We start from the raw sequence: 24,058 nt of genomic DNA on the forward strand, positions 1-24,058 counted from the left end.
CAAAAGTATTAAAAACCTACCGCCATATCATCACCGCGTTTATCTGCACCACCTTCCAATCGGCCATCGGGCAAAATTCTAATAGCGTCCACCTTCCCAATTATGGGCGTACGGTCTTCATTAATAATATAGCCTTTAGATTTCATTTCTTCTTTTAAGCTGTCCGGAAAACCATTTGGTTCAAAAATGACCATGTCGGGAAGCCACTGATGATGAAAACGAGGCGCATTGACCGCTTCTTGCATGCTCATATTAAACTCATAGGCGTTTAAAATGGTTTGGGCTACCGCGGTTATTATCGTAGAGCCTCCCGGGGTGCCTACCACCAACCATGGTTGGCCTTCCTTTTCTACAATTGTAGGTGTCATACTACTTAGCATGCGTTTTTCCGGGGCAATACTGTTTGCTTCGGCACCGATTAAACCAAACATGTTCGGAACCCCTGGTTTTGCGCTAAAGTCATCCATTTCATTGTTCAGGAAAAAACCTAACTCGTCCGAATATAATTTTGAACCGTAAGCACCGTTCAAAGTAGTGGTTACCGAAACAGCATTTCCTTCGGCATCTACGATAGAGTAGTGGGTGGTTTCCATGCTTTCTACTATTTCGATATTTCCACGTTCTACCTCTGAAGATTTGGTAGCCTTGTCAAAAGAAAAATTAACCATACGCTCTTGTAAATACGAATCGCTGAGCAATACATCTAACGGAATGTCGACAAAATCGGGATCGCCCAAATAATAATTTCTGTCCGCATAGGCTCTACGTGCCGCCTCTGTAAATAATTGAACCGTTTTGGCAGAATTATGTCCATAAGATGCCAGATCGTAGGGCTCTATCATTTTAAATATCTGATTCATAGTAACTCCTCCACTGCTTGGCGGGCTCATGGAAATAATTTTTAGGTCCTTATAATTAAAGATAATGGGCTGTCTCCATACCGCTTGGTATTTTTCAAGGTCTTCCTCGGTAATATACCCGCCTTTCTCTTGTATGAAAGCGGCTAACTTTTGGGCTGTTTCCCCTTTGTAAAATCCGTCTCTTCCATGTTCGGCAATTCTACGCATGGTATTTGCCAAGGCCGGATATTTAATGATATCCCCTTGCTTGTATTCTTTGGCAAATTTGGTGCTGTCGCCGTTTACCTCGATAAATTTTTCTCGTTGACTAGCCAATCTTTTTTCTTGGTTCGCGGTTACCACGACTCCTCTTTCTGCCAAGGCGATGACAGGTTCAAAAATTTCTTTTAAGGGCAGTGATCCAAATTTTTTGTGTACTTCTATGATTCCGGCAACGGTTCCGGGTACACCTACGGCGGTCGCCCCTAAGGTGCTTTTATTCGGAATTACGTTTCCTAATGAATCCAGGTACATATCTTTGTGTCCGTTTAACGGGGCCTTTTCCCTATAGTCCAATCCGCCAACATCACCCTCCGCTTTTCTGTAGACCATAAATCCGCCGCCGCCTAAATTACCGGCAAAAGGGTAGGCGACCACTAGGGCCATTTCTGTCGCGACCATAGCATCAAAGGCGTTTCCTCCCTTTTTCATGATTTCGACCCCTATCTGCGATGCTTCTTCACGGGCAGATACTACCATGGCCTTTTCGGTAACCAGACCAGTAGGGGCCGGAGGTGATTTTTTACAATTGGAAAAAATTAAAAGTAGTAAAAAGAGGGGGGTAATTTTTTTCATGAAAATTGTTAATTTATGGTTTGCTCACTATCCTTTATAAGGACTTGAATTTTTGCTTTGAAAAGATAATCAATTCTTCAAAAAACATAGTGAACTCTTTTTCAAAATCAGCATAATGCTCTTCTAGGTCCAAAATGGCAAAGTTCATTTTAGATTTATTGTTGGTTCTTCGGTTCATTCCATTTAAAACCTTCGAAATACCTTCCATATTGGCATAATTAAGCAACCAATTGTCTGAAATCATATAGGGCATCATTCTTTTGGTTCCATCGGGCAAAATAGCATAGTTCTCCTCTAATTGGTCATAAAAATTGTCCACGAATACTTCTAGGGGGGTGTCGGAGTAATCGTTCCAATTTTTGGCCAAGTAATGATCGTAAAAGATATCGACGATAACACGGCTGTAATGACTATAGTTCTTATGTAGTCTTTTGCTACTGATTTTCGGGATTTTATGTGAATCGGTGTACGTATCTATATGACGGTGCAATGTTATTCCCTTCTGGATTCTTTTTGGCAGGTGGTCAAATTTATTGCCGCGAATACTGTCTGCAATAAAATTTCCAATGGTGATGTCCTTATCCCCGAAAGAAAGATATATGTGGGCAAGAAAGTTCATTAATCCTGTATTGTTTATTTAAGGTCGAATTTACGAATTGATAAACACTCAAGTTCACTTAGAACTTTATATTTGCAAAAACTTAATTAGATTTATGACACTTATAAAATCAATTTCAGGAATAAGGGGTACCATCGGAGGTAAGCCTGGAGACAATCTGACCCCGATCGATGCCGTAAAATTTGCCGCTTCTTACGGCATATGGTTAAAAGACTATTCAAAAAAGGATAAATTAAAAGTTGTTATAGGTCGCGATGCCCGTTTATCGGGAGAAATGATTCAAAACTTGGTCGTATCTACCTTGGTAGGTTTGGGAATAGATGTAATAGATTTGGACCTTTCCACCACACCAACGGTAGAGATTGCGGTTCCTTTAGAAAAGGCCGATGGGGGAATTATACTTACCGCCAGTCATAACCCTAAACAATGGAACGCTTTAAAATTGTTGAACGAAAAGGGAGAATTTTTGGATGCCGCTCAAGGTGCCAAAATATTGGAGATAGCCGAAAAAGAGGATTTCGATTTCTCTGAAGTAGACAATCTTGGGGAAATAATCAAGAACGATAGTTATATAGATATACATATAGATGAAGTATTGGATCTATCCTTGGTAGATGCGGATGTCATTAGAAAGGCTGGTTTTAAAGTAGTTGTGGATGGTGTTAATTCTACAGGGGGTATCGCAATTCCTAAGTTATTGGAAGAACTTGGGGTAGAAGTGGTTAAGTTGTACTGTGACCCCACAGGCCATTTTCCCCATAATCCTGAACCCTTAAAAGAGCATTTGGCAGATATCTGTGAGTTGGTAGTGAAGGAAAAGGCCGATTTTGGAATCGTAGTTGATCCCGATGTGGACAGGCTTGCCTTTATTAGCAATGACGGGGAAATGTTTGGCGAAGAATATACCTTGGTTGCTTGTGCCGACTATGTTCTAAGCAAGACAAAAGGAAATACCGTTTCTAATTTATCTTCATCCAGGGCATTAAGGGATATCACCGAAAAACACGGGGGTACATATGAGGCCGCTGCAGTGGGTGAGGTAAATGTGGTAACTAAAATGAAGGCCAATAATGCCGTGATTGGGGGAGAGGGTAATGGAGGAATCATTTATCCCGAAAGTCACTACGGGCGAGATTCATTGGTAGGTACCGCTTTGTTTTTGATGCTTATGGCAGAAAAGGGAGGAACCGTAGCAGAGCTTAGGGCAAGTTACCCAAGTTACTACATGAGCAAAAACAAGATTCAATTGACCCCAGAACTGGATGTAGACGGTATTTTGAAAGCTATGGCAGAGAAATATGAAAACGAGGAAATTTCTACCATAGACGGTGTAAAAATTGATTTCCCTGAAAATTGGGTACACCTTAGAAAATCGAATACGGAACCTATCATCAGAATATATACCGAAGCTAAGAGCCAGTCGGAAGCAGACGCCTTGGCAGAAAGGATTATTGATGAAATAAAGGAAGTGGCCGGTATTTAAGACAGAAAATAAACGTTGGATTTTTTCCGCATTTTATATTCCCCCGTATTTATAATATGGGGGAATGTTTTTTATAAGGTGTCTATTCTGGAAATATTCAGGTTTTTGCGAAATGGGCAGGTTTCTTATTGCGGTGTTTCCATCTTCTATGTGTCCACAGGTAATATTCCGGCCTTTCTTTGATTTGTTGTTCCGTTAAGCGTAAAAACGTATCGGTTATTTCGTTCTCTTGGGTTTCTTTTCCGTCTTCAGTAATAGTGGTAAACTCCGCTTGGTAATACCCTCTTTTTACCTTTGATACTTTTAAGAAGACTACGGCAAGTCCCAATTTTCTGGCCATGGTTTCCGCACCGTTAAAAACCGGTACTTTTATTCCCATAAACTCGGCCCAATATTGTGCCTTATGGGCTTGTGGTGATTGGTCGCTGACCATTCCGTAAACGCTTGGAACCTCTTCTCGCAGGTTTCTTACTACCGTCTTTACCGTTTGCTGTTGGGTGATCAGGGTGGTGTTCCAACGGGCCCTTACCTTTTTTATAAAATTGTCAAAATAGTGGTTGCCGATTTTTTGGTAGACACCATATCCTTTGGCATTTATATAATTGTTGATACTTACGTTCCATTCCCAATTGGCATAGTGGGCGCATACAATTAAAATACTACGTTTTTTTTCCAGCTCCCTTAACAGCTCAATATTGGTAACATGGTATTTTTTTTTGACATCCTCCTTGCTCAGGTTCATGGTTTTTACCATTTCTAAAAACATATCGCACATATGTTTATAGAATGCTTTTTCGATCCTGTGTATTTCTTTCTCGTCTTTCTGGGGGAAAACCAATTTTAAATTGTTGACGACCACTTTTCTCCTATACCGAACAATGTGGTAGACAATAAAAAAAATAATGTCTGAAAATCCGTAGAACAATCGATGTGGTAAAATTGAAATAACCCATAAAAATGGATAGACCAATATAAAAACCAATAGCTGCATGCCTTCTGTTATAATGGGCAAATATAGCTATATTTGAACCCAATAGTAAGGGTTTTTATATGTACAATATGGATTTGGCCACGATCGTGGTAATAGGTGCCAATATTTTGGTATCGCTTAAAGGGTTCAATGATTCGTATTTTTTTGATAGGTACAAATTTAGTATCGGGGCCATTAACAGTGGCCAAAAAGAAAGAATGCTTACCTCGGGTTTTTTGCATGTGGACATCGCCCACTTGTTTTTTAATATGTTCACGTTGTATTTTTTTGCAAACGTTGTCATTAACTGGTTTGGGCAGGCCAAATTTCTTATAATCTATTTCATCAGTTTGTTGGCAGGAAGCTTGTTGGCCCTGTTCTTTCATAAAAAAGAACCATATTATAGTGCGGTAGGGGCCAGTGGTGCCGTAACGGGTATACTGTATGCGGCCATTCTCTTGCAACCCGATATGCGTTTGGGTATTATGTTTATACCGATTCCGCTACCGGCCTACGTCTTGGGTATAGGGTATTTGCTCTATTCTATTTATGGTATGAAAAGTAGATTGGGCAATATTGGGCATACGGCCCATTTTGGAGGGGCCATCGGAGGCTATTTGGCCACCTTGGTCTTTATGCCAAGTCTTCTGCAGACAGATACCTTAATGGTTATTTTATTGGCATTGCCGATCGTTCTTCTTTTTGTTTTGGAGAAAATGGGTAAAATATAATACACCGAAAGAACAGGTCTATTTCTTAATCAGGATTTTAAGAATAAAAAAGCCCGAGCAGTTTATGCTCGGGCTTTTTATGGTTCGTTTCGGTATATTAATCCAATAATTCGGATACTTTTTGTTCCAACGCAGGGCCTCTTAGGTTCTTGGCAACGATGACCCCGTTTTCATCCAACAAAAACGCTGCAGGAATAGCATCTACATTATACAACCTCGCGATGGCATCATCAAAATAGGCAATGTTAGAAATATGGTTCCATTCTAGGCCATCGTCGGCAATAGCCTTTTTCCAAGCATCGGCACTTTTGTCCAAAGAGACACCAATAACATTCAACCCTTTTTCATGGTATTTCTTATAAACCGATACAATGTTGGGATTTTCGGCCCTACAAGGTCTGCACCATGCCGCCCAAAAATCTATCAAGGTTACCTTTCCGAGTACATCGTTCAGGGCAATGGTTTCCCCGTCTGGGTTGGGTCCCGAAAAATTTGGGGCCTTCGCACCGATAGCGGTATTTTTTGCCTGCTCTTCAGATTTTTTAAGTACCTCTAAGCTTTCGATGATACGTTGGCCCGGTTTAGAATCTTTTACCTCTGGGGTAAATGTATCGTAAAGTTCCTGTATTTCTTCGCTTCCCAATATTTTGGCCGCTGTTGCCCTTTCTAGTAACAAGGCAGAAATTAAAGCGTTAGGGTTGCTTTTTATATAGTCGATTTCAAAATTCTGGTATTCTTCCTGTAGCTCTTGCATTTCATCCCTTAGTGCTATCATGGTTTCTTGCGAACCTCCGGTAGTGGATGCGCGCTGCATATCTTGTTGAATGGATTGTGCGCGTTGCGATATTTCCCTGGACTGTTTCATGTAGTCGGAAAATAGTTCGTTTTGTGTAGTACCTTCTACTTTGGCATAACCTAAGCTGTCTATTTGAGCCTCGAAATCTATATCACCGTTCTCTAAAACAAAGGCGGCGTACGTTTTTGCCTTATCTACAAACAGGTAGTGTAATTCTGGTTTCTCCGATACTCCTTTAAAGGTAAACTTACCACTGGTAACCATTGCTGTATCCACTTCTACAGGTTGGTTGTCGTCCCCGATCTTTTTTAGGAAAACTTGGGTGCCGTCCTCTATATCTCCCCGTAGGGAACCGTTTACGGTAAACCCGTTAGAGGATTCGTTGCAGCTTAGCATGGTCAGGAAACCAAAAGAAAGTAGTACTATTTTTTTCATGTCAATTTTTTTGTGAACAACAAAGGTAATTATATTCTTCAACAGGATAAAAAAAAGACCCTAAGGCATTTAGCTTAAGGTCTTTTTTAATATTTACTTAAGAGTTTTAAAACAAATAACGGATACCGAATCCTATATCAAAATCAAAATTATCGGAAAAACCGCTGTATCCCAGAACGCCTACTTCGGGCCTAAAGTCTAAAGACAGTAGTAGCGGAATGTCAAAATGATACTCAATACCTATATCTCCGGCGGCCAGCACGAACAATCCTTCGTCGTCGCTATCGTAGACATTTACAAAATCTACACTACCAAGGCCACCTCCAACGCCATAATACCAATTAAAACCACCTTCTATGGGTCTTACCCATTGGTACAGGCCGACCAATTTAAAGGCGTCAAAGTTTCTACTGTCCCTCCAACCAAGGTCAAATTCGGCCCTGTTGTAACGACCAATGGATTTTTGATAGGATATTTCTGCGCCAAAACCATCACTGTCCCCTAATCGCAATCCGAGTGCATGATCGGAGATTTCTTGGCTATTCATTGAAAATGTGATAAATACAGTTAATACGGATAAATAATTTAAAATTTTCATCTGTTCCTTTTTTAGATTTATAACAAAAAGCAGCATTTTGTAACTTGTTGCTCAAACAATAAAACTTAATTTAGCAACCAAAATTGTGCCAAGTTGGATATTAAATTACTCTCCCGATTAGATAAGGATCTACAGGGAAATTTACGGATCGACGAACTGTCAAGAACCTTATATGCAACAGATGCCTCTGTGTATAGAAAAAAGCCGTTGGCCGTTGCTTTTCCGAAGACCATAGAAGATATAAAAAAACTTATTTCCTTTGCCAACGAGCATAAGGTGGGTCTTATTCCGCGTACGGCAGGTACCTCTTTGGCAGGTCAAGTTGTCGGTGATGGCATTGTGGTGGATGTCTCTAGGTATTTTACAAAAATTCTTGACTTCGACGAGAAGAAGAAACAGATTACGGTACAACCTGGTGTAATTAGAGACGAACTCAATCAATATTTGGCACCGTACGGACTCTTTTTTGGTCCCAATACCTCTACGGCAAACCGTTGTATGATCGGGGGAATGGTGGGTAACAATTCTTCGGGTACCACCTCTATACAATACGGCATTACCAGAGAAAAAATTGTATCGCTAAAAACCGTTCTGTCCGACGGCAATGAGGCAGAGTTCAAGGCGTTGACGACTTCCGAATTCGAGGAAAAGACAAAACTGAATACATTAGAAGGAAACATATATAAAAAACTATACGAAGAGCTATCGCCCAAAGAAGTGCAAGAACGTATTTTTTCAGAGTTTCCAAAACCCGAGATCCATAGAAGAAATACGGGGTATGCCATAGACGAACTTTTGAATACCAATGTTTTTGGCGATACCGACGAAAAAATAAATATCTGTAAACTGTTGAGCGGTAGTGAGGGTACTTTGGCATTTACAACAGAGGTCACCTTGTCTTTGGAGGACCTTCCCCCAAAACTCTCCGCCATGGTGGTTACACATTATAAGACCCTCGAAGATTGCCTTAGTGATGTCGCACCGGTAATGCAGCACAACCTGCATCTATGTGAGATGATGGACAAGGTGATTTTAGATTGTACAAAGAACAATAGAGAGCAGTTAAAGAATCGATTTTTTGTAGAAGGCGATCCGGCAGCTTTGCTGATGCTAGAGGTGAAAGCGCATACCGAAGAGGATTTGGACCGTCAGTTAAAAGAATTGCAAAGCACTATCGAAACCTCAGGTTTGAGTTATGCCAGTCCTGTACTTTATGGCAACGATGTAAACAAGGCCGTAACCCTTAGAAAGGCCGGATTAGGGCTTTTGGGCAATATGGTAGGCGACCGTAAGGCAGTTGCCTGTATAGAGGACACAGCGGTGGCCGTCAGTGATTTAAAGGCTTTTATCGGTGAGTTTTCGCAAATAATGGCAAATTATAAACAGTCCGCTGTTTATTATGCACATGCAGGAGCGGGAGAATTGCACCTACGTCCTATTCTGAACCTGAAAAAAGGCGATGATGTTGTTATGTTTAGGGATATTACTACCGATGTCGCTAGATTGACCAAAAAATACAAGGGGTCCTTTAGTGGTGAGCATGGCGATGGTATCGTAAGGGCCGAGTTTATTCCCATTATGGTAGGCGAAGAAAACTATGAGCTGCTCAGAAGGGTAAAATCCTATTTTGATCCCAATGGTATCCTTAACCCTGGTAAAATAGTCGATGCCTATCCTATGGACGAGAGCCTTAGGTACGAGGTGGATCGAGAAGAGCCCGAAATAGAGACTTTGCTCGATTTTTCCGATAGCCAAGGTATTCTAAGGGCTGCGGAAAAGTGTAATGGGGGCGGGGATTGTAGAAAGACGGAGCAGGCCGTTGGTGCCATGTGTCCAAGTTTTCATGCCACGCGAGACGAAAAGCATACCACTAGGGGCAGGGCCAATGCCTTACGGGAGTTTTTAACGGTCTCCGACAAAAAGAACAAGTTCGACCAAAAAGAGTTAAAAGAGGTTTTTGACCTTTGCCTAAGCTGTAAGGCCTGTGCCAGTGAGTGTCCCAGTAATGTGGATGTGGCTACCCTAAAAGCAGAATTCCTATACCAATACCAAGAAGCGAACGGCTATCCTTTAAGAGGTAAGTTGTTTGCCTATAACACAGGGTTAAATCGCTTGGGAAGTAAATTTTCGGGCATTACCAATACGCTCTATAAATCGAAATCTTTAGGGGGAGTACTTAAGAAATTTGCTGGGGTGGCCCCAGAGAGAACCTTGCCAAGTGTTTATAGTTTTAATTTTGATAAACACCTTCAAAAGGCTAATAATAAGAGTGTTATAAACAAGCAGAAGGTTGTTTTATATATCGACGAATTTACCAAGTATCTAGATATCACTGTTGGTAAAGATGCCATTGATCTGTTAACCGGGCTGGGTTTTGATGTGGAGCTGTACTATGCGGAAAGCGGTAGAACCTTTCTGTCCAAAGGCTTTTTGAAGCAAGCAAAATCATTAGTGGAAAAAAATACCGTGGCCTTGTTGGACTATGCCGAGAAAAAATGGCCGGTGTTGGGGTTGGAGCCATCCGCCATACTATCTTTTAGGGATGAATACAAGCGGATGATCCAAGATGCCGAAGTGGCCGAGAAAATAGCGGGTAATTCATTTTTGGTAGAAGAGTTCCTATCGTTAAAAATACAAGAGGGTACATTGGATGCTTCGCTCTTTACGGAAGAGAAAAAAGAGATAAAGATTCATAACCATTGTCATCAAAAGGCCTTGAGCAACCAAAAGGTAACGTTTGATGTATTAAACCTACCAAAGAATTATAAGGTTACGATCATACCTTCGGGCTGCTGTGGTATGGCAGGGTCTTTTGGTTATGAAAAGGAACATTACGAAACCAGTATGAAGGTAGGAGGTTTAAAACTTTTTCCTGCGGTGTCCAAGTCAGATCCAGATACGCTTATAGCCGCGAACGGAACAAGTTGTAGACATCAAATTTTTGATGGTACCAAAAGAATAGCCGAACATCCGGTAAGTATTTTGAGAAAGGCTTTGTTGGTGTAGTCTTTATGTCAGGTCTTTTTTGTTCTGCTCTTTTTCCGCCTTGGCGGATATGGAGGCAATGAGCTCGTTGATGTTCATTTGTTTTAGGGCCTCGTCCATAAAGAATGGCGACAATTTGTCGTTTTTATATTGGTAAAGCTTCCATCTTTTTAACGAATATTCCAAAGCTGTCAGGTTTTCTACCCAATCGCCCGAGTTTAGGTAAGTGGTACTCCCCTTGGCGGTTTCTACATTCTTCTTTTTAGGCTGGTGTATATGTCCACATAAAACATAGTCATAGTGGTTTTCTATGGCCACGTCGATTACGGTTTCTTCAAAATTGGAGATATATTTCTCAGACCATTCTTCGTTGTTCTTTATTTTGTTGGCCAAGGAGTACTTTTCTTTTTTGAGGTTTTTTAGCAACCAATTGTTGATTTTGTTGCAATTGATCAGGAGCGAAAAACCAAAGCTTCCCAATTTGGCCATCCATCGTCCGTTTATCCATGGAATATCGAAGACATCACCATGAAAAAACCAAGCTTTTTTACCGTGTAGGTCCAGTACCAGCTTTCTGCAGAATTTGATGTTTCCCAAAGAGATGTTGGCAAGTGTTTTGGGGGCATGGTCGTGGTTTCCCATAATGTAGTATACCTCGGTACCCTTTGATGCCATGGATACGATTTTCTTTATGACGTTTAAGTGAGAGGTTGGAAAGTAACTTTTTTTAAACTGCCATATATCAACGATATCTCCGTTTAGGATCAATGTTTTTGGCTGTATGCTGCATAAGTAGGCAAGTAATTCATCAGCATAGCAGTCGTATGTACCAAGATGTACATCTGATATGAGGGCTATATCTAATTTTCTTTTTTTCAAGATAGAAGTTTAGGCAAAATTAGTCTTAATGGTTTATTCTTTAGTGGGTTATGATATCAACATTTGTAAAGCAAAGTGTTAAATAATCATTATGCGGGGCAAACAACTTTAATTTAACTTTAAGTGATGGGTAAATTTTTCTCTAAAGCATATAAAATTTACCTTTGCGATCAACATTTTGATAAATATTATGGCGGGAAATTCCTTTGGTAATTTATTTAGGGTAACTACATTCGGAGAATCACATGGTAGGGCTATTGGAGGAGTTTTAGATGGTTGTCCCGCCGGAATAGCTCTGGACCTAAGTTTGATCCAAAAAGATTTGGATCGGCGTAAACCAGGGCAGTCGGCCATTGTGACCCAAAGAAAAGAACCCGACGAGGTAGAAATATACTCCGGTATGTTCGAAGGTAAGACCACCGGTACCCCCATTGGTTTTGCGATTCATAATACCAATCAGAAATCTAAGGATTACGGACATATAAAAGATTCGTACCGACCTTCGCATGCCGATTATGTGTACGATAAAAAATACGGCTTTCGCGATTACAGGGGCGGTGGAAGAAGTTCTGCCCGTGAAACGGCCAGTAGGGTAGTGGCCGGTGCTATAGCCAAACAGTTCTTGCAAGATGTAGAGATAACGGCGTACGTCTCCCAAGTGGGGAATCTAAAACTTGAAAAAAGCTATTCTGGGCTAAATCTATCGGCTGCCGAAAAAAATGCAGTTAGATGTCCCGATCCGGAAATGGCTTCCAAAATGGAAGCATATATCAAAGAGATCAAGAAACAGGGCGATACCATAGGTGGGGTGATTACCTGTGTGGCCAAAAATGTTCCTGTGGGTTGGGGCGAGCCGGCCTTTGATAAGTTGCATGCCGAACTGGGCAAGGCAATGCTGTCCATCAATGCCGTAAAGGGCTTTGAGTACGGTAGTGGTTTTAACGGGGTCACCATGAAGGGTAGTGAGCACAACGACCCTTTTAATAGCGATGGTAGCACCAAAACAAACTACAGTGGTGGCATTCAAGGAGGCATCAGTAACGGAATGGATATCTATTTTAATGTAGCCTTTAAGCCAGTGGCTACTGTAATACAGGGCTACGAAACCATAGACCGTGAGGGGAATATGGTAAAAACACAAGGAAAAGGCAGGCATGATCCCTGTGTGGTGCCTAGGGCGGTTCCTATTGTTGAAGCCATGACTGCCTTAGTCTTAGCGGATTACAAATTACTCTCGAGAACAAATAGAATTTAATTTTTTTTAGGAGTGGCATGTATGCGTTCAATTTGGTATATTGAGCCAAAAGAACAGTAATATGCGTAAACTAGAACTACATTGGAAAATTCTAATAGGAATGCTTTTGGGCATTCTTTTTGGTTTTTTAATGACCCAAGTATCGTGGGGTCGTGATTTTGTAGGAGATTGGGTCAAACCCTTGGGTAGTATCTTCGTAAAACTACTGAAACTTATCGCCATACCATTGATTCTTGCCTCGCTGATCAAAGGTATTTCCGATTTAAAGGATATCTCAAAGTTTCGCAACATAGGTTTGCGTACCATCGCCATTTACGTAGCCACTACCGTTATTGCTATATTTATAGGACTTATTTTGGTAAATATTCTTAAGCCGGGAGAGGGTATATCGGAAGAGACGATTGCCCAACTGACCGAAGCGTACTCCAATGATAGTGGGGTGACCTCTAAACTAGAAGAGGCTTCACGACAAAAAGATAGCGGACCGCTTCAGTTTTTAGAGGATATGGTGCCCGATAATGCCTTTAAGGCCTTGGGTGACAATAGTTTGATGCTGCAGGTCATATTCTTTACCATTTTTATGGGTATTTCAATGCTGTTGATCGGAGAGGAAAGAGCCCGACCCCTAAAGAACTTTTTTGATTCGATGAACGATGTGGTATTGAAGATGGTAGATCTGATCATGCTTTCCGCTCCTGTGGCCGTTTTTGCCCTTTTGGCCAATGTGGTAGTTTCGTCGGGTGATTCGGAGCTGTTGATCGCACTTTTAAAATATGCAGGTGTAGTTACGGTCGGTTTGCTGTTGATGATCGTATGTTATAGTCTTTTTGTTGCCGTTTTTGCACGATACAATCCATGGAAATTCTTAAAAGAAATGAGTCCGGCCCAGCTGTTGGCTTTTTCTACCAGTTCTAGTGCCGCTACGTTGCCGGTGACCATGGAGCGTGTAGAGGAGCATATTGGGGTAGATAAGGAGGTGTCCAGTTTCGTGCTTCCTGTAGGGGCCACTATAAATATGGACGGTACCAGTCTTTACCAAGGGGTCGCGGCGGTGTTTATTGCGCAGGCCCTAAGTTTCGACCTGCCATTGTCGGCCCAGTTGACCATTGTATTAACGGCCTTGTTGGCCTCCATAGGTTCTGCTGCCGTACCGGGCGCCGGTATGGTAATGTTGGTGATTGTTCTGGAATCTATCGGTTTTCCACAAGATAAATTGGCGATCGGACTCGCTCTGATCTTTGCGGTAGATAGACCATTGGATATGTTGCGTACCGTGGTAAACGTTACCGGTGATGCCTGTGTGTCTATGATCGTGGCCAAATCGGTCGGAAAGTTGGGAGAACCCAAGGTGCAGAATTGGGACGACCACTACGACGAGGTAAAATAACGGTGCGAACAACACCGTTTCTTTTTTTTATGGTAATTAATCTAAAAATTTAGCCTTCAGTTCGGGGGTAGGGATCATACAAGCTTCCTTTTTGCCGTACCATTTGTAACGGTTACGGGCCACAAAATCGTATACGATATCGCGCAAACCTCGGGGAATCCATTGTAAAATGGAGGATAGGGTCTTGTAACCCTTCAATTGATTGCCGATTTCGAGGGCGGCGTCGGACTTGACGTAGTAAGCCACCCCAGGTTCTATAAGGATGATGGAATCTACCTGCGAGGTATCGATACCCCGCTCGGAACACAGGCGTTGGCCCACCTCACTTTGCAAGGCCGCATAGCGGAAGGTGTCTTTATGGTCGCGCTTTATGACAAACTGCACGGCCCCGTTACAGAGGTTGCAGACCCCGTCGAACAAAATGATTTGTTTTGAATTTTCCACGGTGTAAAGATAAGATGATCTAGCATGATGACCTAGGGGGAGGGTTTTAGTGTTGCTATGGGTGTTTATCAAGATAAATGTGGATTATTTAGATCGACTGATTTAGTTCAGTGTTGCTCTTCTATTGTCTTGTCCACAACTAATAACATAAGCCCTTCTAGTGTATATCTTCTATAAAATTTCATATATGCCATAAATGAAACGAAAGAGAGTCCCATTAGTAATAGATTGAGACCTATCATACTCCAATTTATATAGTATGCCGTATTGATTGTTTTAAGACTGATTATTAAATAATACCAGGAAGATAAAACAAAAGCAAGGACTAGATTTCTCAAAAAACCATATAAAGCAACATAATTTACCAGTCTAAATTGATGTTTTCTACTGTTTTCAAATACATAATGATGAACAATTCTATTAAAATCAATATCCTTTAAGTCACTTTCAATAAAGACCTTGGAATTTGATAGTTTTTTTGAGTTTAATAATAGAAGAACATTTTCTTTAATTATATCTGTTAGAGCAACATCAAGACCTTTCGAATAAAAATTCTTAAAGTTGAGTAATGTGCCAAACAAGAATTCTATTAAAACCAAAGGAATAAGTAAAATAAGTAAAAGCCCCCGACCAACATTGCTTAATTTTCTATCTTTGTTGTTGTTTTTTTCTACTTCGTAAAGGAGTTTTGTTTCTTTTGAGCCTTCAGGTAGACTTTTTTTTATCCAATAAGATTCTTTTGTATATCCTATTATTGTTTTTGAGGGATAACCATATTTCCAATTTCCATATTTTTCTACAGTAATTGACGATATGAAACTTATCAAATGTCCTAAGGAATAAGAAATGATTATAAAAAAGAATATTTCTTGAAAATCATATTTTGATACAGAAGAAAAAATTCCTTCTATACTGTTTTTTCCATTTACACTTGTCCAATTTTCAATAATCAAGAAAAGGTAAATGACCGTCGAGCCTGGAATTAAATAACCTAAAAAATCGTATAGAGAGAAAGGGTTTTGTTTCATATGGATTCTTTTTATGGGATTATGTCTAACGTTCAAAGATCGAATCGTTTGGTTATCATGGTTATCCGTGCGAAATTCGAAGAATTTTCCTATTCAATAAATAATATAACCTATTGGTTTTCAACACTTTTATCAACAATTGGTGCCATGACCTTTGAAAATATCCTCATGGTTATTTTATGGGAGATTAAGTAATTTATAGGGCTAGCGGAGGATGAAACCAAAAAGCGACTTGGCCCTATTCGCAGATGCGTTTGACCTAGATAATTTGTTTTTTATGTAGTGTTCTGTACGGTGTTATTTATAGCGATTATTCCAATCCGTACAATACTTGCACCTTTTTAAGGTCTGTTAATGTATTGACTTCATAAAAATAGTCCAGTTGCCATTTTTGGGTGCGTTCCGCCTGCTTGTTGCTTACAACATCCCATTTCGGATATACCCGAAACGCTCTTTTTCCGTCTTTCCCTGGGGTGGACATGATTCCTTTTTGGATCAGTACCGATTTCGGAAAAACAAACTGCCCCAGTTTGTTATCTTGCTGTACGTTCACGACATAAAACTCTACTTCGTCAGTTGCTTCAAAGGGGGCAATGATTCCCCTTTCATTTCTTTTCCAAAAGGTCACAAACTGTCCCGCTTTTTTGGGTGTTGTTTTAGCCTTTCTACCCAAAATGCTGCGTCCGTTCAATTGATAATGGCAGGCCTTGTACTCCCTACTTTCTGCTTCGGTTTCAAAATCGGTCATTGTAAGTGCACATTTGTCGTAAACTGCGGTTTTTATGTAATTGAGGGTACTATCCATGGTGAGCATTGATTATGGGGGCACAGGCATCAACCGTAAACAAAACAAATCCGCTTTATGGACAGATGCTACCGTTGACGAAGTTCGGAGATTTTTTCTAGGACGCCAATGATAGAAAGGTTTGTTTGTTGAAGTTTTTCAACAATGAAAGCTGTAATCTTTAAAATATATCAATCGGTATATTTTGTCCGCGCCAAATAGTTACTTGTATTGTTCTTGGTGGTATTTAGTGCGTCTGTGCCAGTATCCATTGGGTAATTTCCGATAGGGCAAGGGGAGAAAACGTTTGTTCAATGGTAGCATATTCGTTAGGAGCACCCGTTTCGCATTCTTGAAATAAATGGTTCAGGTTTTCAAATTCCTTTACGGTTACATTTTTATTGCCTCCTTTAGTCAGGGCATTTTTTATGGCGCTCAAATTTATATCCGAAGGTACTTGCAGGTCTTTTTCCCCGTTTACCGCTAAAACCGGGCATGTTACTTTCTCCAGTACGGTTGCCGGATCATATTTTAAAAAGTATAGCATCCAAGGGCTTGTAATTTGATCTACCTGCATGGCTACATAAGCATCTTCTGCCGTTCTATTTGTAGTTTCTGTACTCTTTTCATTTTTCATGGCTTCGGTAATCGAATGGGTCAACTCGGTTTTCAACTTATCCATATCATTGGCCGTAACGACCATGGTAAAAAGGGTTGCATTGGTTTCCTTCGCTTTTTTAATGTCAGATTCAGAGACCCCATTGGCCCTTGCAATACGCTCTTGTTGCAGCAATAACAGTTGGTCGCCCGGTATGCCGGTACCTGCCAACAAGACGATAAAGGCTACGTCTTTTGATCTTGAGGCGACCATAGGGGCAATTATGCCGCCCTCGCTATGCCCAACAAGCCCCATATTGTTTTGGTCTATTTCTTTTCTCGTTTTTAAATAGGCAAGGGCACTTTCTACATCGGTGGCAAAATCGGCGGAAGTAGCGGTCTTAAAATCACCCGTAGATGCTGCGACCCCTCTGTCATCAAACCGTAACACCGCAATGCCGTTTTTGGTGAAATAATCGGAGATGACCAAAAAGGGTTTGTGTTCCAGTAATTCCTCGTCCCTATTTTGCGGTCCGCTCCCCGAAATTAGCACTACGGCCGGAAAAACACCCTCTTTTTTGGGCAAGGTCAATGTGCCCGCTAAAGAAATACCTGCTTTTGTATTTTGAAAGGTTACTTCTTCTGAGTGGTAGGGATAGGGCTTTATGGGTTCTTGGGGGCGTTTTACCGCTTCTTTCTCCACTGCCTTTCTTGATAGGTTCAAAGGAAATTCCTGTCCCATTTGTTTAAAGGTGCCGACAATGACCTCCTCTTTTAAGGTGCCCTGATATTCCATTTGGATATGGTCTACCGCAAAGGTAAGGGTCGGTTCTTCGAACGTGGTGCGGGTTACGGGAATGCCTTTGGCTCCCTGATCGGGACTGTCCATTGTTGAAGTATAGCCGTTGTCGGTCTTTGTAACATTGAAAACAAGTCTTAATTCTATGCCTTGTGCTTTTAAGACACCGTTCCATTGACCGGTAATGTCTTGGGCAGATATATTTAATGTAGCTAAAAATGTGATAAATAATATTATATAGTATTTCATATATAGTTTTAGTTTAAATATTTTACCAACCCAGATTTTGTTGCCGTGGCCGGTTTGTTGCTTTTAAAATTAAAACATTTTAAGCGTAGTGCTTGCGAAAATTCTTTTTATCCGTTTGTAAATACAAAGGATCCTATATGTACGATGTTGAGTCCAGTAGTCGTAGCTTCTTACCGATAACGACCACTCTTTTTATAATCCATTGAGGAAGCTACTTAGGTCGGTCTCCTTGTTCAGGCCCAGCTTCTTTTTTAAGCGGTATTTCGATTTTAAGATGCTGTCTGGCAATACGTTCATGGTGGCCGCAATCTCTTTGGTGGTCAGGTTCATGCGCAGAAAGGCGGCCAATCGGATCTCTTTTTCGGAGATATCGGCCGATAGGGTCTTTAATTTTTGGTCAAAGTCATTGTGCACCTCCGAAAAATAGGTCTTAAAGACCTCCCAGTCCTTGTCAGAGGCATTTTCTTTCTTTAAGAGCATTACGATACGGCGGAACTCCATTTTAAACTTCTCGGGCGAGTTTTTGATGTTTTCCAGATTTTCCATCAACTCTTGTATAAAAGTGTTTTTTTGTACCAGATGCAGGGTCTGGCTAGTAAGTTCCTTCTTTTTATAGGCAATTTCCTGTTTGTAGATCTCTTCCTGCTTTTCGCGGGCGATCCGGTTCTTTTTGATGCGTTGCTTAAATCCGAAGAAAAGCAACCCTGAAACGGCTACAAAGGTGAACATGCCCCCGGCATAGAGTCCTTTGGTAAGCGTATTTACTTTGGCCTGTGCATTGAGCGTATTGATCTCTTCGTCTTGCAGGGCAATCTCGGCTTCTTTTTTTTCGGTTTGGTATTTTATCTCCAGTTCATTGATCTTGTCTGCATTCTCTTTGCTGTAGATAGAATCATGTATAACCTGATGTTTTACTCTGTAATCATAAGCTTCGTTATACCTTTTTAGGGCAGCATAGGTGTCGGACAGATTTAAATAATGCTGCTGTAAGCTTATTTTGAAATTGTACGTATTGATCAAAGAACCGGCTTTTTTAAAATGAACAAGGGCCATTTCTGGATTTTTTAATTTCAATTCGGTACGTCCCAAGTTATTATAATTAAAAAGCGTGTTGTTAAAGCTCTTGTTTTCAAGATTGAGTTTGAGGGCTTTGTTGAAAATTTCTTTTGCCCTTTGAAGACTGTCCATTTCAAACAAAGTGGTTCCTATATTGTTGTATGCATTTCCAAGCTGATGGGGCAAACCATTTTTAATATAATATTGGATATTTTCATTGAAATATTCCAAAGATTCGGGATACCGATTAAGCCATTGTAAGGCAAGGCCGATATTGGACTTAATTTTCATAAGGTTTACCGAGTCCTTATTTTCAGCAGCAATTTTTTCGGCTTTTTTGTAATAGGAGAGCGATACATCATAATTTTCAAGAGTGGTATGGTACTGACCCAAGGCAACAAAACCGGCCATTAACTCTTTCTCGGGCGCATTGTTGCGTTCCTTGATCGCAGTTGACGTAAGGGTTAGTTTTTGGGCCTCTTCAATTTTGCCTTCATAAAATAGAATGTATGCTTCATTGTTCAATATTCGTGCATAACCTAGTGAATCGGACGCTTTAAGGTAGAATTTCTTTGCATTGCCATAGGCAATTCTTGCATCCGTATAATTGCCTTTTAAAAATAAAATAATGCCTTTGTCTTTCTGTGAAACAGCAAAGTATTTTGATTTGTTCAAAATGTTTGCAATTTTTTCTTGTTCGCTTATAAGTCCATGCACCAATAAAGAGTCTGCCCGAACAAACTTCATTATTTCACCACTGATCTTGTCGATTTTTAGACTGTCATGTAGGTTTGAGAATTGATTCAAGATGCTATCTAAAGTAGCTTGCTCTTGTGCGGTGCAATTTAAAATGGCAAACAAGAAAAGGAAAAGGAGCTTTTTCATAATGTGTTTAAAAATTGGGTTACATCGGTTTCTTTATCCAGTCCCAATTTTTTTTTGATCGGTATTTGGATTTTAGGATACGGTCGGGTAATACGTTCATCGTAAAGATTCATAGGAATATAAAGTAAATATTTCTCATAAAATGTTGATTGTTAAAGCAATATACCCATTATTTTCTTTTGTGCCGAGCCGTTATCCACCCTGCAATCAGGGCTGTCCATATAAAATCTATGTTTTTTAATGGAAATATGGTTTTTAAAAACCGGTAAGACGTTGTATTTGTTGGGTTTTATCGATTAAAAGCACCTTTTTAAAAAATGTACTGTCCATGTGTTTTTAGGGCGATGTCCATGGTAGCTGTCCATACTTTGTCCATCCCCAAAAATAGGTTTGGGAGGCGTACCTGTCTAATTTCGATCCTGTTGAACCTTTAAAACCAAACAATTATGAAAGCAACAATGAAAAGAATAGGCATGCTGCCGTTTGTAGCGCTAACACTAATGTGTTTTGTATTTTTTTCCTGTAGTAAAGATGAAAGCGCAGGAGGCCTTGATTCTGCTAATGGAACAGCTAAAGCAGATATAAATGAAGTGGTGGCCAACCTTTCGTACAATCCCGATGAACTTTTGGGTGTAGTGGACACGGGCAGCTCCAATACGGCCCGAACTCCCGGAGAAACCGTTGATTCTCCTCCCGTTGAAGAAAATAATGTAACCACAAATTGCTCTACCACTGATTACAATCTTAAGACCAATTACGAGGAAATTGCCATTTTAAAACCCAATGCAGGGGTTATTTGGCCAGGAGCTTTGGTCAAGATAGATGCGAATTTAAGAAATGGACTTCCGACCCCCGTAGCACCCGATAGGGCTTCTTTGTCCTTTCGAGTAGACCTGCCCGGAATAGGCGAAAACGGGAATTTTACTGTTGATAATCCGGATTTTAACTCGGTGGACGCAGGAATTGATATTGCCTTGGAATGGTGGAATGCCAATGCCTATCAAGAAGGTTATGTAAATGAAGCAAGTTCTTTTTCGGATTCCAAGACATCGTACAGCTCCAAACAAGTGAGTATGGACCTTGGCGTAAATATAGAGTGGGCATCTACTGATTTTAGTTCACAGCTCAGTTACGAAAGCACATCGGTGAATAAAGTGGCCAATATGGTTTACAAACAGGTGTTTTATACCGTTTCCATGGGAACGCCATCCAACCCCTCGGCTGTTTTAGGAGATGATGTTTCCGCCTCGGAGATAGAATCCATGTTCAATTCAAGTGCTCCCCCAGGGTACATTAAATCTGTAAGTTATGGCAGAATCATTATGTTCAGGTTGGAAACTTCCTATCAAGCAACTGGAACCGAACTGGAAGCGGCCTTGGATTATGCTGCGGGCGAATCGAATAATATTTCTGTGGATTCAGAAGTTAAGAGCAAAGAGATCTTAGCGAGTTCCAACATTACCACCATTGTAATAGGAGGGAACGCCGAAGTTGCCTCAGAGGCCGTAAGTGCGAGGAATTTTGGTGACCTATACCCAATTATAAAAGGGGAAAATGCTGTTTATAGTAGGGATAATCCTGGAGCTCCCATTTCGTATACCGTTCGGTTTTTAAAGGATAATACCCTTGCCAAAATGGGGTATACGGAAGATTATCAAGTGGAAGAATGCATCAGCGAAGGTAAAACCCACAGAACCGTTGATTTTATAAATGATACAGGACGCACCTTCAAATTTGCCATCTCTTACAACAATGCATTGCCGGGATCGGATGGTTCCGTAACAAAAGCCGATCTCGATGATAATCCAAGTTTATGGAAAACAAGCAATGTAAGCGGTTCTATCAAGACCATTCAGCCACCAAACGGGGCTTATGATATTACTATTTGGGTACAGGACGAAGATGGCGCCGATGTATATCAATACGATATTGGTAACAGCACCAGTGATAGTAATAGTTGTCATAGGGCAACCACAGGATTTTTAGGGTGCTGTTTAAAGATAGAACAGGTAGACTGTTTATAGGTCTTTTTATTTCAGGCAGTCGGCCGCTCAAGTGGGGTTCAACCATTTGATGCCGGCTGTTATTATCGTATACGATTTTATATAACTACCTGAAAATAAATAATTTTGATTAGGTGAGGTAGGAGAGGGGGACATTATTTCTTGGCCTGCACCAGTTCCAGTTGGTCTACGCTCACATTGGTGGTGAACATGCCATAATTTACGATGGCCTTGCCTTTTTCAATGCTATCTATGCTACCGACCGCCTTGCCATCTTGCATACGTACCCTATCGCCCACCTTAAAGACAGGTCGGGGTTTGTTCTTTTCTTTGATGATGGCCTTTTTCTTTTCTATTTTCTTTTTTTCGCGTATGACCCTTACTTCTTTTTGTACCTCTTGGGCCACCTGCGCCTTTTTAGCGCGTTCCGCTTTCGCCTCTTGGGCGGTTTTCTTTTTGCGCCTGCTGTTCTCTGTTTCTACAATGCGTAAAAGTTCTGAGATCAATGGGCGTTTCTTGTTGTTTTGAAAATATTTGTCCGCCGCAATATTCACCTTGTTGCCCAATTGGATCATACGCTGATCATGGTCGTAAAGCTCTTGGTAGTTCTCTAGTTTGGCCTTGATCTTGGCGTTCAATTTTTCTAAACGGGCGGCCTCTTCACGTACTTTGGACTCTTCTTCTTGCAATCTAGAGCCTGTTTGTGCCATTTTACTGCGTTCTTTTTGCAATTTGGCAATGGTGGCATCAAAACGCACCTTGCCGCGCTCGATCTTCTTCTTGGCCTTGTTGATAAGGGAGTAGGGGATGCCGTTCTTTTGGGCCACTTCGAAGGTAAAAGAACTTCCTGCCTGTCCCAAGATCAATTGAAAGGTAGGTTCCAGCGTTTTGCTATCGAAGAGCATATTGGCGTTGGTGGCATGTGGTAGTTCATTGGCCAGTGCCTTTAAATTGGCGTAATGGGTGGTAATGACACCATAGGAGCCCCTTTCGTAGAACACCTCTAAAAAGGCCTCTGCCAAAGCCCCGCCCAGTTCCGGGTCACTACCCGTACCAAATTCGTCTATCAAAAATAAAGTGCGGTCGTTACAGCGCTTTAAGAATTGGTTCATATTCTTTAACCGGTAACTGTATGTGCTCAGGTGGTTTTCGATGGACTGGTTATCGCCAATGTCTGTCAATATCTTATCAAAAAAACAAACCTCGCTGCGTTCGTGAACGGGAATCAACAGTCCGCTTTGCAGCATTACCTGCAACAGGCCAATGGTCTTTAGGGTGATGCTTTTTCCCCCGGCGTTGGGTCCCGAGATTACGATAATGCGGTTTTCGTTGTGCAGTTCTATTGTCTGCGGGTATGTTTTCTCTCCCTTTCTCTTATTGCTTAAAAACAACAAAGGGTGGTAGGCATCTCGCAGGAAAAGGCGCTGTTCCGCATTTATTTTAGGCTTTATAGCATTAATATCTTGCGCGTATCTTGCTTTTGCGGCCGTAACGTCTATCTGGGTCAAATAAACCTGATAATCGCTTAAAAGCGCCCTAAAAGGTCTTATTTGATCTGTTAGTTGGTTTAAGATGCGTTGTATTTCCTCTTTCTCCTCAAATTCGAGGTTATTAAGTTCCCTGCTGTATTTTAAGGCGGCTTCCGGTTCTATGTACACAATACTTCCGGTTTTGGAGGTGCCCATAACCGCTCCCTTTATTTTTTTACGGTACATGGCCTTTACCGCCAAGACCCTTCTGTTTTCCACAACGGACTCCCTGATGTCGTCCAGATAGTCCGAAGATTGATAACTGGCCAGTGCCGCGCCGAAGCTCTGGCTTATCTTGCCCCGTACTTGGTTCATTTGACGCCGGATGTTGAATAGGTTGTCGGAGGCATTGTCCTTGACCTCCCCAAAACGGTCGATTACATTATTAATCAATACTGGAATTTCTTTGTTCGGTTCCAGTTCTAGGGCAAATTCATGTAGTAAAGGAAAGTATTCCTTGAATTTTTTAAAGAATTTCTGATGGGTGGCCACGGTATCACAGATACCCGCAATGCGTTTAAAACCTTGTAGCTCTAATGTGGTGTTCTCTATTTTTAACAACTTAAGCTCTCCGCCGATACTGTCGAAACCATGACTTGGAATCTTGTTGTCGCTGATCAGCGATGAAAGGTATTCCGATGTTTTGCCCAACGATAGCTCCATTTGGGTCTGATGGGGCAAAGGCATTATTTCCAACGCGGCCTGTTTTCCCAGGTCCGTTTTACATCTGTCCGCAACCTGTTGTAAAACGGTAGGAAACTCTAAATCTTGAAGTGTTTTGGAATGTATCTTGGCCACAATATTGTTTAATGGGTCGCAAAGGTAGCTAGTTGGGATCGAAATGTAAAATTC

Annotated in this window: 18 protein-coding genes; 6 read left to right on the forward strand and 12 right to left on the reverse strand. The window is 41.1% G+C overall.

Annotated features, from left to right (window positions below; all coding sequences use genetic code 11):
* Positions 1–8 precede the first annotated feature (8 nt).
* Positions 9–1,694 carry a gamma-glutamyltransferase gene (gene ggt / locus AB657_RS03380; RefSeq protein WP_047245206.1) on the reverse strand — a complete coding sequence of 562 codons (1,686 nt, stop codon included), beginning with the start codon at positions 1,692–1,694 and terminating at the stop codon, positions 9–11.
* A gap of 34 nt (positions 1,695–1,728) precedes the next feature.
* Positions 1,729–2,313 (reverse strand): acyl carrier protein phosphodiesterase, encoded by a 585-nt coding sequence (locus AB657_RS03385; protein WP_047245207.1) that lies wholly within the window; start codon positions 2,311–2,313, stop codon positions 1,729–1,731.
* A gap of 94 nt (positions 2,314–2,407) precedes the next feature.
* Here AB657_RS03385 and glmM point away from each other — a divergent pair, with 94 nt between their 5' ends.
* The gene (glmM, locus tag AB657_RS03390; RefSeq protein ID WP_047245208.1) at positions 2,408–3,796 is read left to right on the forward strand and encodes a phosphoglucosamine mutase; all 1,389 of its coding nucleotides are present in this window, start codon (positions 2,408–2,410) and stop codon (positions 3,794–3,796) included.
* 97 nt (positions 3,797–3,893) lie between these two features.
* On the opposite strand, the gene AB657_RS03395 is transcribed toward glmM, so the two are convergent.
* The gene (locus tag AB657_RS03395; protein WP_047245209.1) at positions 3,894–4,787 is read right to left on the reverse strand and encodes a lysophospholipid acyltransferase family protein; all 894 of its coding nucleotides are present in this window, start codon (positions 4,785–4,787) and stop codon (positions 3,894–3,896) included.
* 59 nt (positions 4,788–4,846) lie between these two features.
* On the opposite strand from AB657_RS03395, the gene AB657_RS03400 reads away from it, so the two are divergent.
* On the forward strand, positions 4,847–5,497 hold the full coding sequence (locus AB657_RS03400; protein ID WP_047245210.1) for a rhomboid family intramembrane serine protease: 651 nt from the start codon (positions 4,847–4,849) through the stop codon (positions 5,495–5,497).
* Positions 5,498–5,594: 97 nt separating this feature from the next.
* Here the strand turns inward: AB657_RS03400 and AB657_RS03405 are convergent, their stop codons facing one another.
* Both AB657_RS03405 and AB657_RS03410 read right to left on the reverse strand, forming a co-directional pair.
* A complete protein-coding gene (locus tag AB657_RS03405; protein ID WP_047245211.1) occupies positions 5,595–6,728 on the reverse strand; it encodes a TlpA disulfide reductase family protein in 1,134 nt (377 codons plus the stop codon).
* 106 nt (positions 6,729–6,834) lie between these two features.
* Complete coding sequence (locus AB657_RS03410) at positions 6,835–7,326, reverse strand: hypothetical protein (protein ID WP_047247776.1); 492 nt, start codon at positions 7,324–7,326, stop codon at positions 6,835–6,837.
* 93 nt (positions 7,327–7,419) lie between these two features.
* Here AB657_RS03410 and AB657_RS03415 point away from each other — a divergent pair, with 93 nt between their 5' ends.
* Entirely contained in the window at positions 7,420–10,332 is a 2,913-nt protein-coding gene (locus tag AB657_RS03415) for an FAD-binding and (Fe-S)-binding domain-containing protein (RefSeq protein ID WP_047245212.1), read from the forward strand.
* 3 nt (positions 10,333–10,335) lie between these two features.
* Here the strand turns inward: AB657_RS03415 and AB657_RS03420 are convergent, their stop codons facing one another.
* On the reverse strand, positions 10,336–11,190 hold the full coding sequence (locus AB657_RS03420; RefSeq protein ID WP_047245213.1) for a UDP-2,3-diacylglucosamine diphosphatase: 855 nt from the start codon (positions 11,188–11,190) through the stop codon (positions 10,336–10,338).
* Between the two features lie 190 nt (positions 11,191–11,380).
* Between AB657_RS03420 and aroC the strand changes: the two genes are divergently transcribed.
* Positions 11,381–12,445, forward strand: coding sequence for a chorismate synthase (gene aroC, locus AB657_RS03425; protein WP_047245214.1), 1,065 nt, complete (start codon positions 11,381–11,383; stop codon positions 12,443–12,445).
* Between the two features lie 61 nt (positions 12,446–12,506).
* A complete protein-coding gene (locus AB657_RS03430; RefSeq protein WP_047245215.1) occupies positions 12,507–13,832 on the forward strand; it encodes a dicarboxylate/amino acid:cation symporter in 1,326 nt (441 codons plus the stop codon).
* 36 nt (positions 13,833–13,868) lie between these two features.
* Here the strand turns inward: AB657_RS03430 and AB657_RS03435 are convergent, their stop codons facing one another.
* The 5 genes from AB657_RS03435 to AB657_RS03460 all read right to left on the reverse strand — a co-directional run bounded on the left by AB657_RS03435 (position 13,869) and on the right by AB657_RS03460 (position 19,674).
* Complete coding sequence (locus AB657_RS03435; protein ID WP_047245216.1) at positions 13,869–14,276, reverse strand: thiol-disulfide oxidoreductase DCC family protein; 408 nt, start codon at positions 14,274–14,276, stop codon at positions 13,869–13,871.
* Between the two features lie 107 nt (positions 14,277–14,383).
* Entirely contained in the window at positions 14,384–15,304 is a 921-nt protein-coding gene (locus tag AB657_RS03440; protein WP_047245217.1) for a hypothetical protein, read from the reverse strand.
* Positions 15,305–15,614: 310 nt separating this feature from the next.
* The gene (locus AB657_RS03450; protein ID WP_047247777.1) at positions 15,615–16,109 is read right to left on the reverse strand and encodes a MepB family protein; all 495 of its coding nucleotides are present in this window, start codon (positions 16,107–16,109) and stop codon (positions 15,615–15,617) included.
* Between the two features lie 226 nt (positions 16,110–16,335).
* Entirely contained in the window at positions 16,336–17,733 is a 1,398-nt protein-coding gene (locus AB657_RS03455) for an alpha/beta hydrolase family protein (RefSeq protein ID WP_047245219.1), read from the reverse strand.
* 192 nt (positions 17,734–17,925) lie between these two features.
* On the reverse strand, positions 17,926–19,674 hold the full coding sequence (locus AB657_RS03460; protein WP_052958612.1) for a tetratricopeptide repeat protein: 1,749 nt from the start codon (positions 19,672–19,674) through the stop codon (positions 17,926–17,928).
* Between the two features lie 446 nt (positions 19,675–20,120).
* Here AB657_RS03460 and AB657_RS03465 point away from each other — a divergent pair, with 446 nt between their 5' ends.
* Positions 20,121–21,698 carry a thiol-activated cytolysin family protein gene (locus tag AB657_RS03465; RefSeq protein WP_084696368.1) on the forward strand — a complete coding sequence of 526 codons (1,578 nt, stop codon included), beginning with the start codon at positions 20,121–20,123 and terminating at the stop codon, positions 21,696–21,698.
* A gap of 134 nt (positions 21,699–21,832) precedes the next feature.
* Here AB657_RS03465 and AB657_RS03470 read toward each other — a convergent pair whose 3' ends face one another.
* Positions 21,833–24,004 (reverse strand): endonuclease MutS2, encoded by a 2,172-nt coding sequence (locus AB657_RS03470; RefSeq protein ID WP_047245221.1) that lies wholly within the window; start codon positions 24,002–24,004, stop codon positions 21,833–21,835.
* Between the last annotated feature and the right edge of the window lie 54 nt (positions 24,005–24,058).

The organism is Maribacter thermophilus, from assembly GCF_001020565.1.
GTDB classification, from domain to species: Bacteria; Bacteroidota; Bacteroidia; order Flavobacteriales; family Flavobacteriaceae; genus Maribacter; species Maribacter thermophilus.

Excerpts from the sequence above, each read along its gene's own strand:
- AB657_RS03460 (WP_052958612.1), bottom strand. The coding sequence starts at position 19,674 with ATGAAAAAGCTCCTTTTCCTTTTCTTGTTTGCCATTTTAAATTGCACC.
- AB657_RS03430 (WP_047245215.1), top strand. The coding sequence starts at position 12,507 with ATGCGTAAACTAGAACTACATTGGAAAATTCTAATAGGAATGCTTTTG.
- ggt (WP_047245206.1), bottom strand. The coding sequence starts at position 1,694 with ATGAAAAAAATTACCCCCCTCTTTTTACTACTTTTAATTTTTTCCAAT.
- AB657_RS03455 (WP_047245219.1), bottom strand. The coding sequence starts at position 17,733 with ATGAAATACTATATAATATTATTTATCACATTTTTAGCTACATTAAAT.
- AB657_RS03395 (WP_047245209.1), bottom strand. The coding sequence starts at position 4,787 with ATGCAGCTATTGGTTTTTATATTGGTCTATCCATTTTTATGGGTTATT.
- AB657_RS03465 (WP_084696368.1), top strand. The coding sequence starts at position 20,121 with ATGAAAGCAACAATGAAAAGAATAGGCATGCTGCCGTTTGTAGCGCTA.
- AB657_RS03440 (WP_047245217.1), bottom strand. The coding sequence starts at position 15,304 with ATGAAACAAAACCCTTTCTCTCTATACGATTTTTTAGGTTATTTAATT.
- AB657_RS03450 (WP_047247777.1), bottom strand. The coding sequence starts at position 16,109 with ATGGATAGTACCCTCAATTACATAAAAACCGCAGTTTACGACAAATGT.
- AB657_RS03410 (WP_047247776.1), bottom strand. The coding sequence starts at position 7,326 with ATGAAAATTTTAAATTATTTATCCGTATTAACTGTATTTATCACATTT.
- AB657_RS03405 (WP_047245211.1), bottom strand. The coding sequence starts at position 6,728 with ATGAAAAAAATAGTACTACTTTCTTTTGGTTTCCTGACCATGCTAAGC.
- aroC (WP_047245214.1), top strand. The coding sequence starts at position 11,381 with ATGGCGGGAAATTCCTTTGGTAATTTATTTAGGGTAACTACATTCGGA.
- AB657_RS03385 (WP_047245207.1), bottom strand. The coding sequence starts at position 2,313 with ATGAACTTTCTTGCCCACATATATCTTTCTTTCGGGGATAAGGACATC.
- glmM (WP_047245208.1), top strand. The coding sequence starts at position 2,408 with ATGACACTTATAAAATCAATTTCAGGAATAAGGGGTACCATCGGAGGT.
- AB657_RS03400 (WP_047245210.1), top strand. The coding sequence starts at position 4,847 with ATGTACAATATGGATTTGGCCACGATCGTGGTAATAGGTGCCAATATT.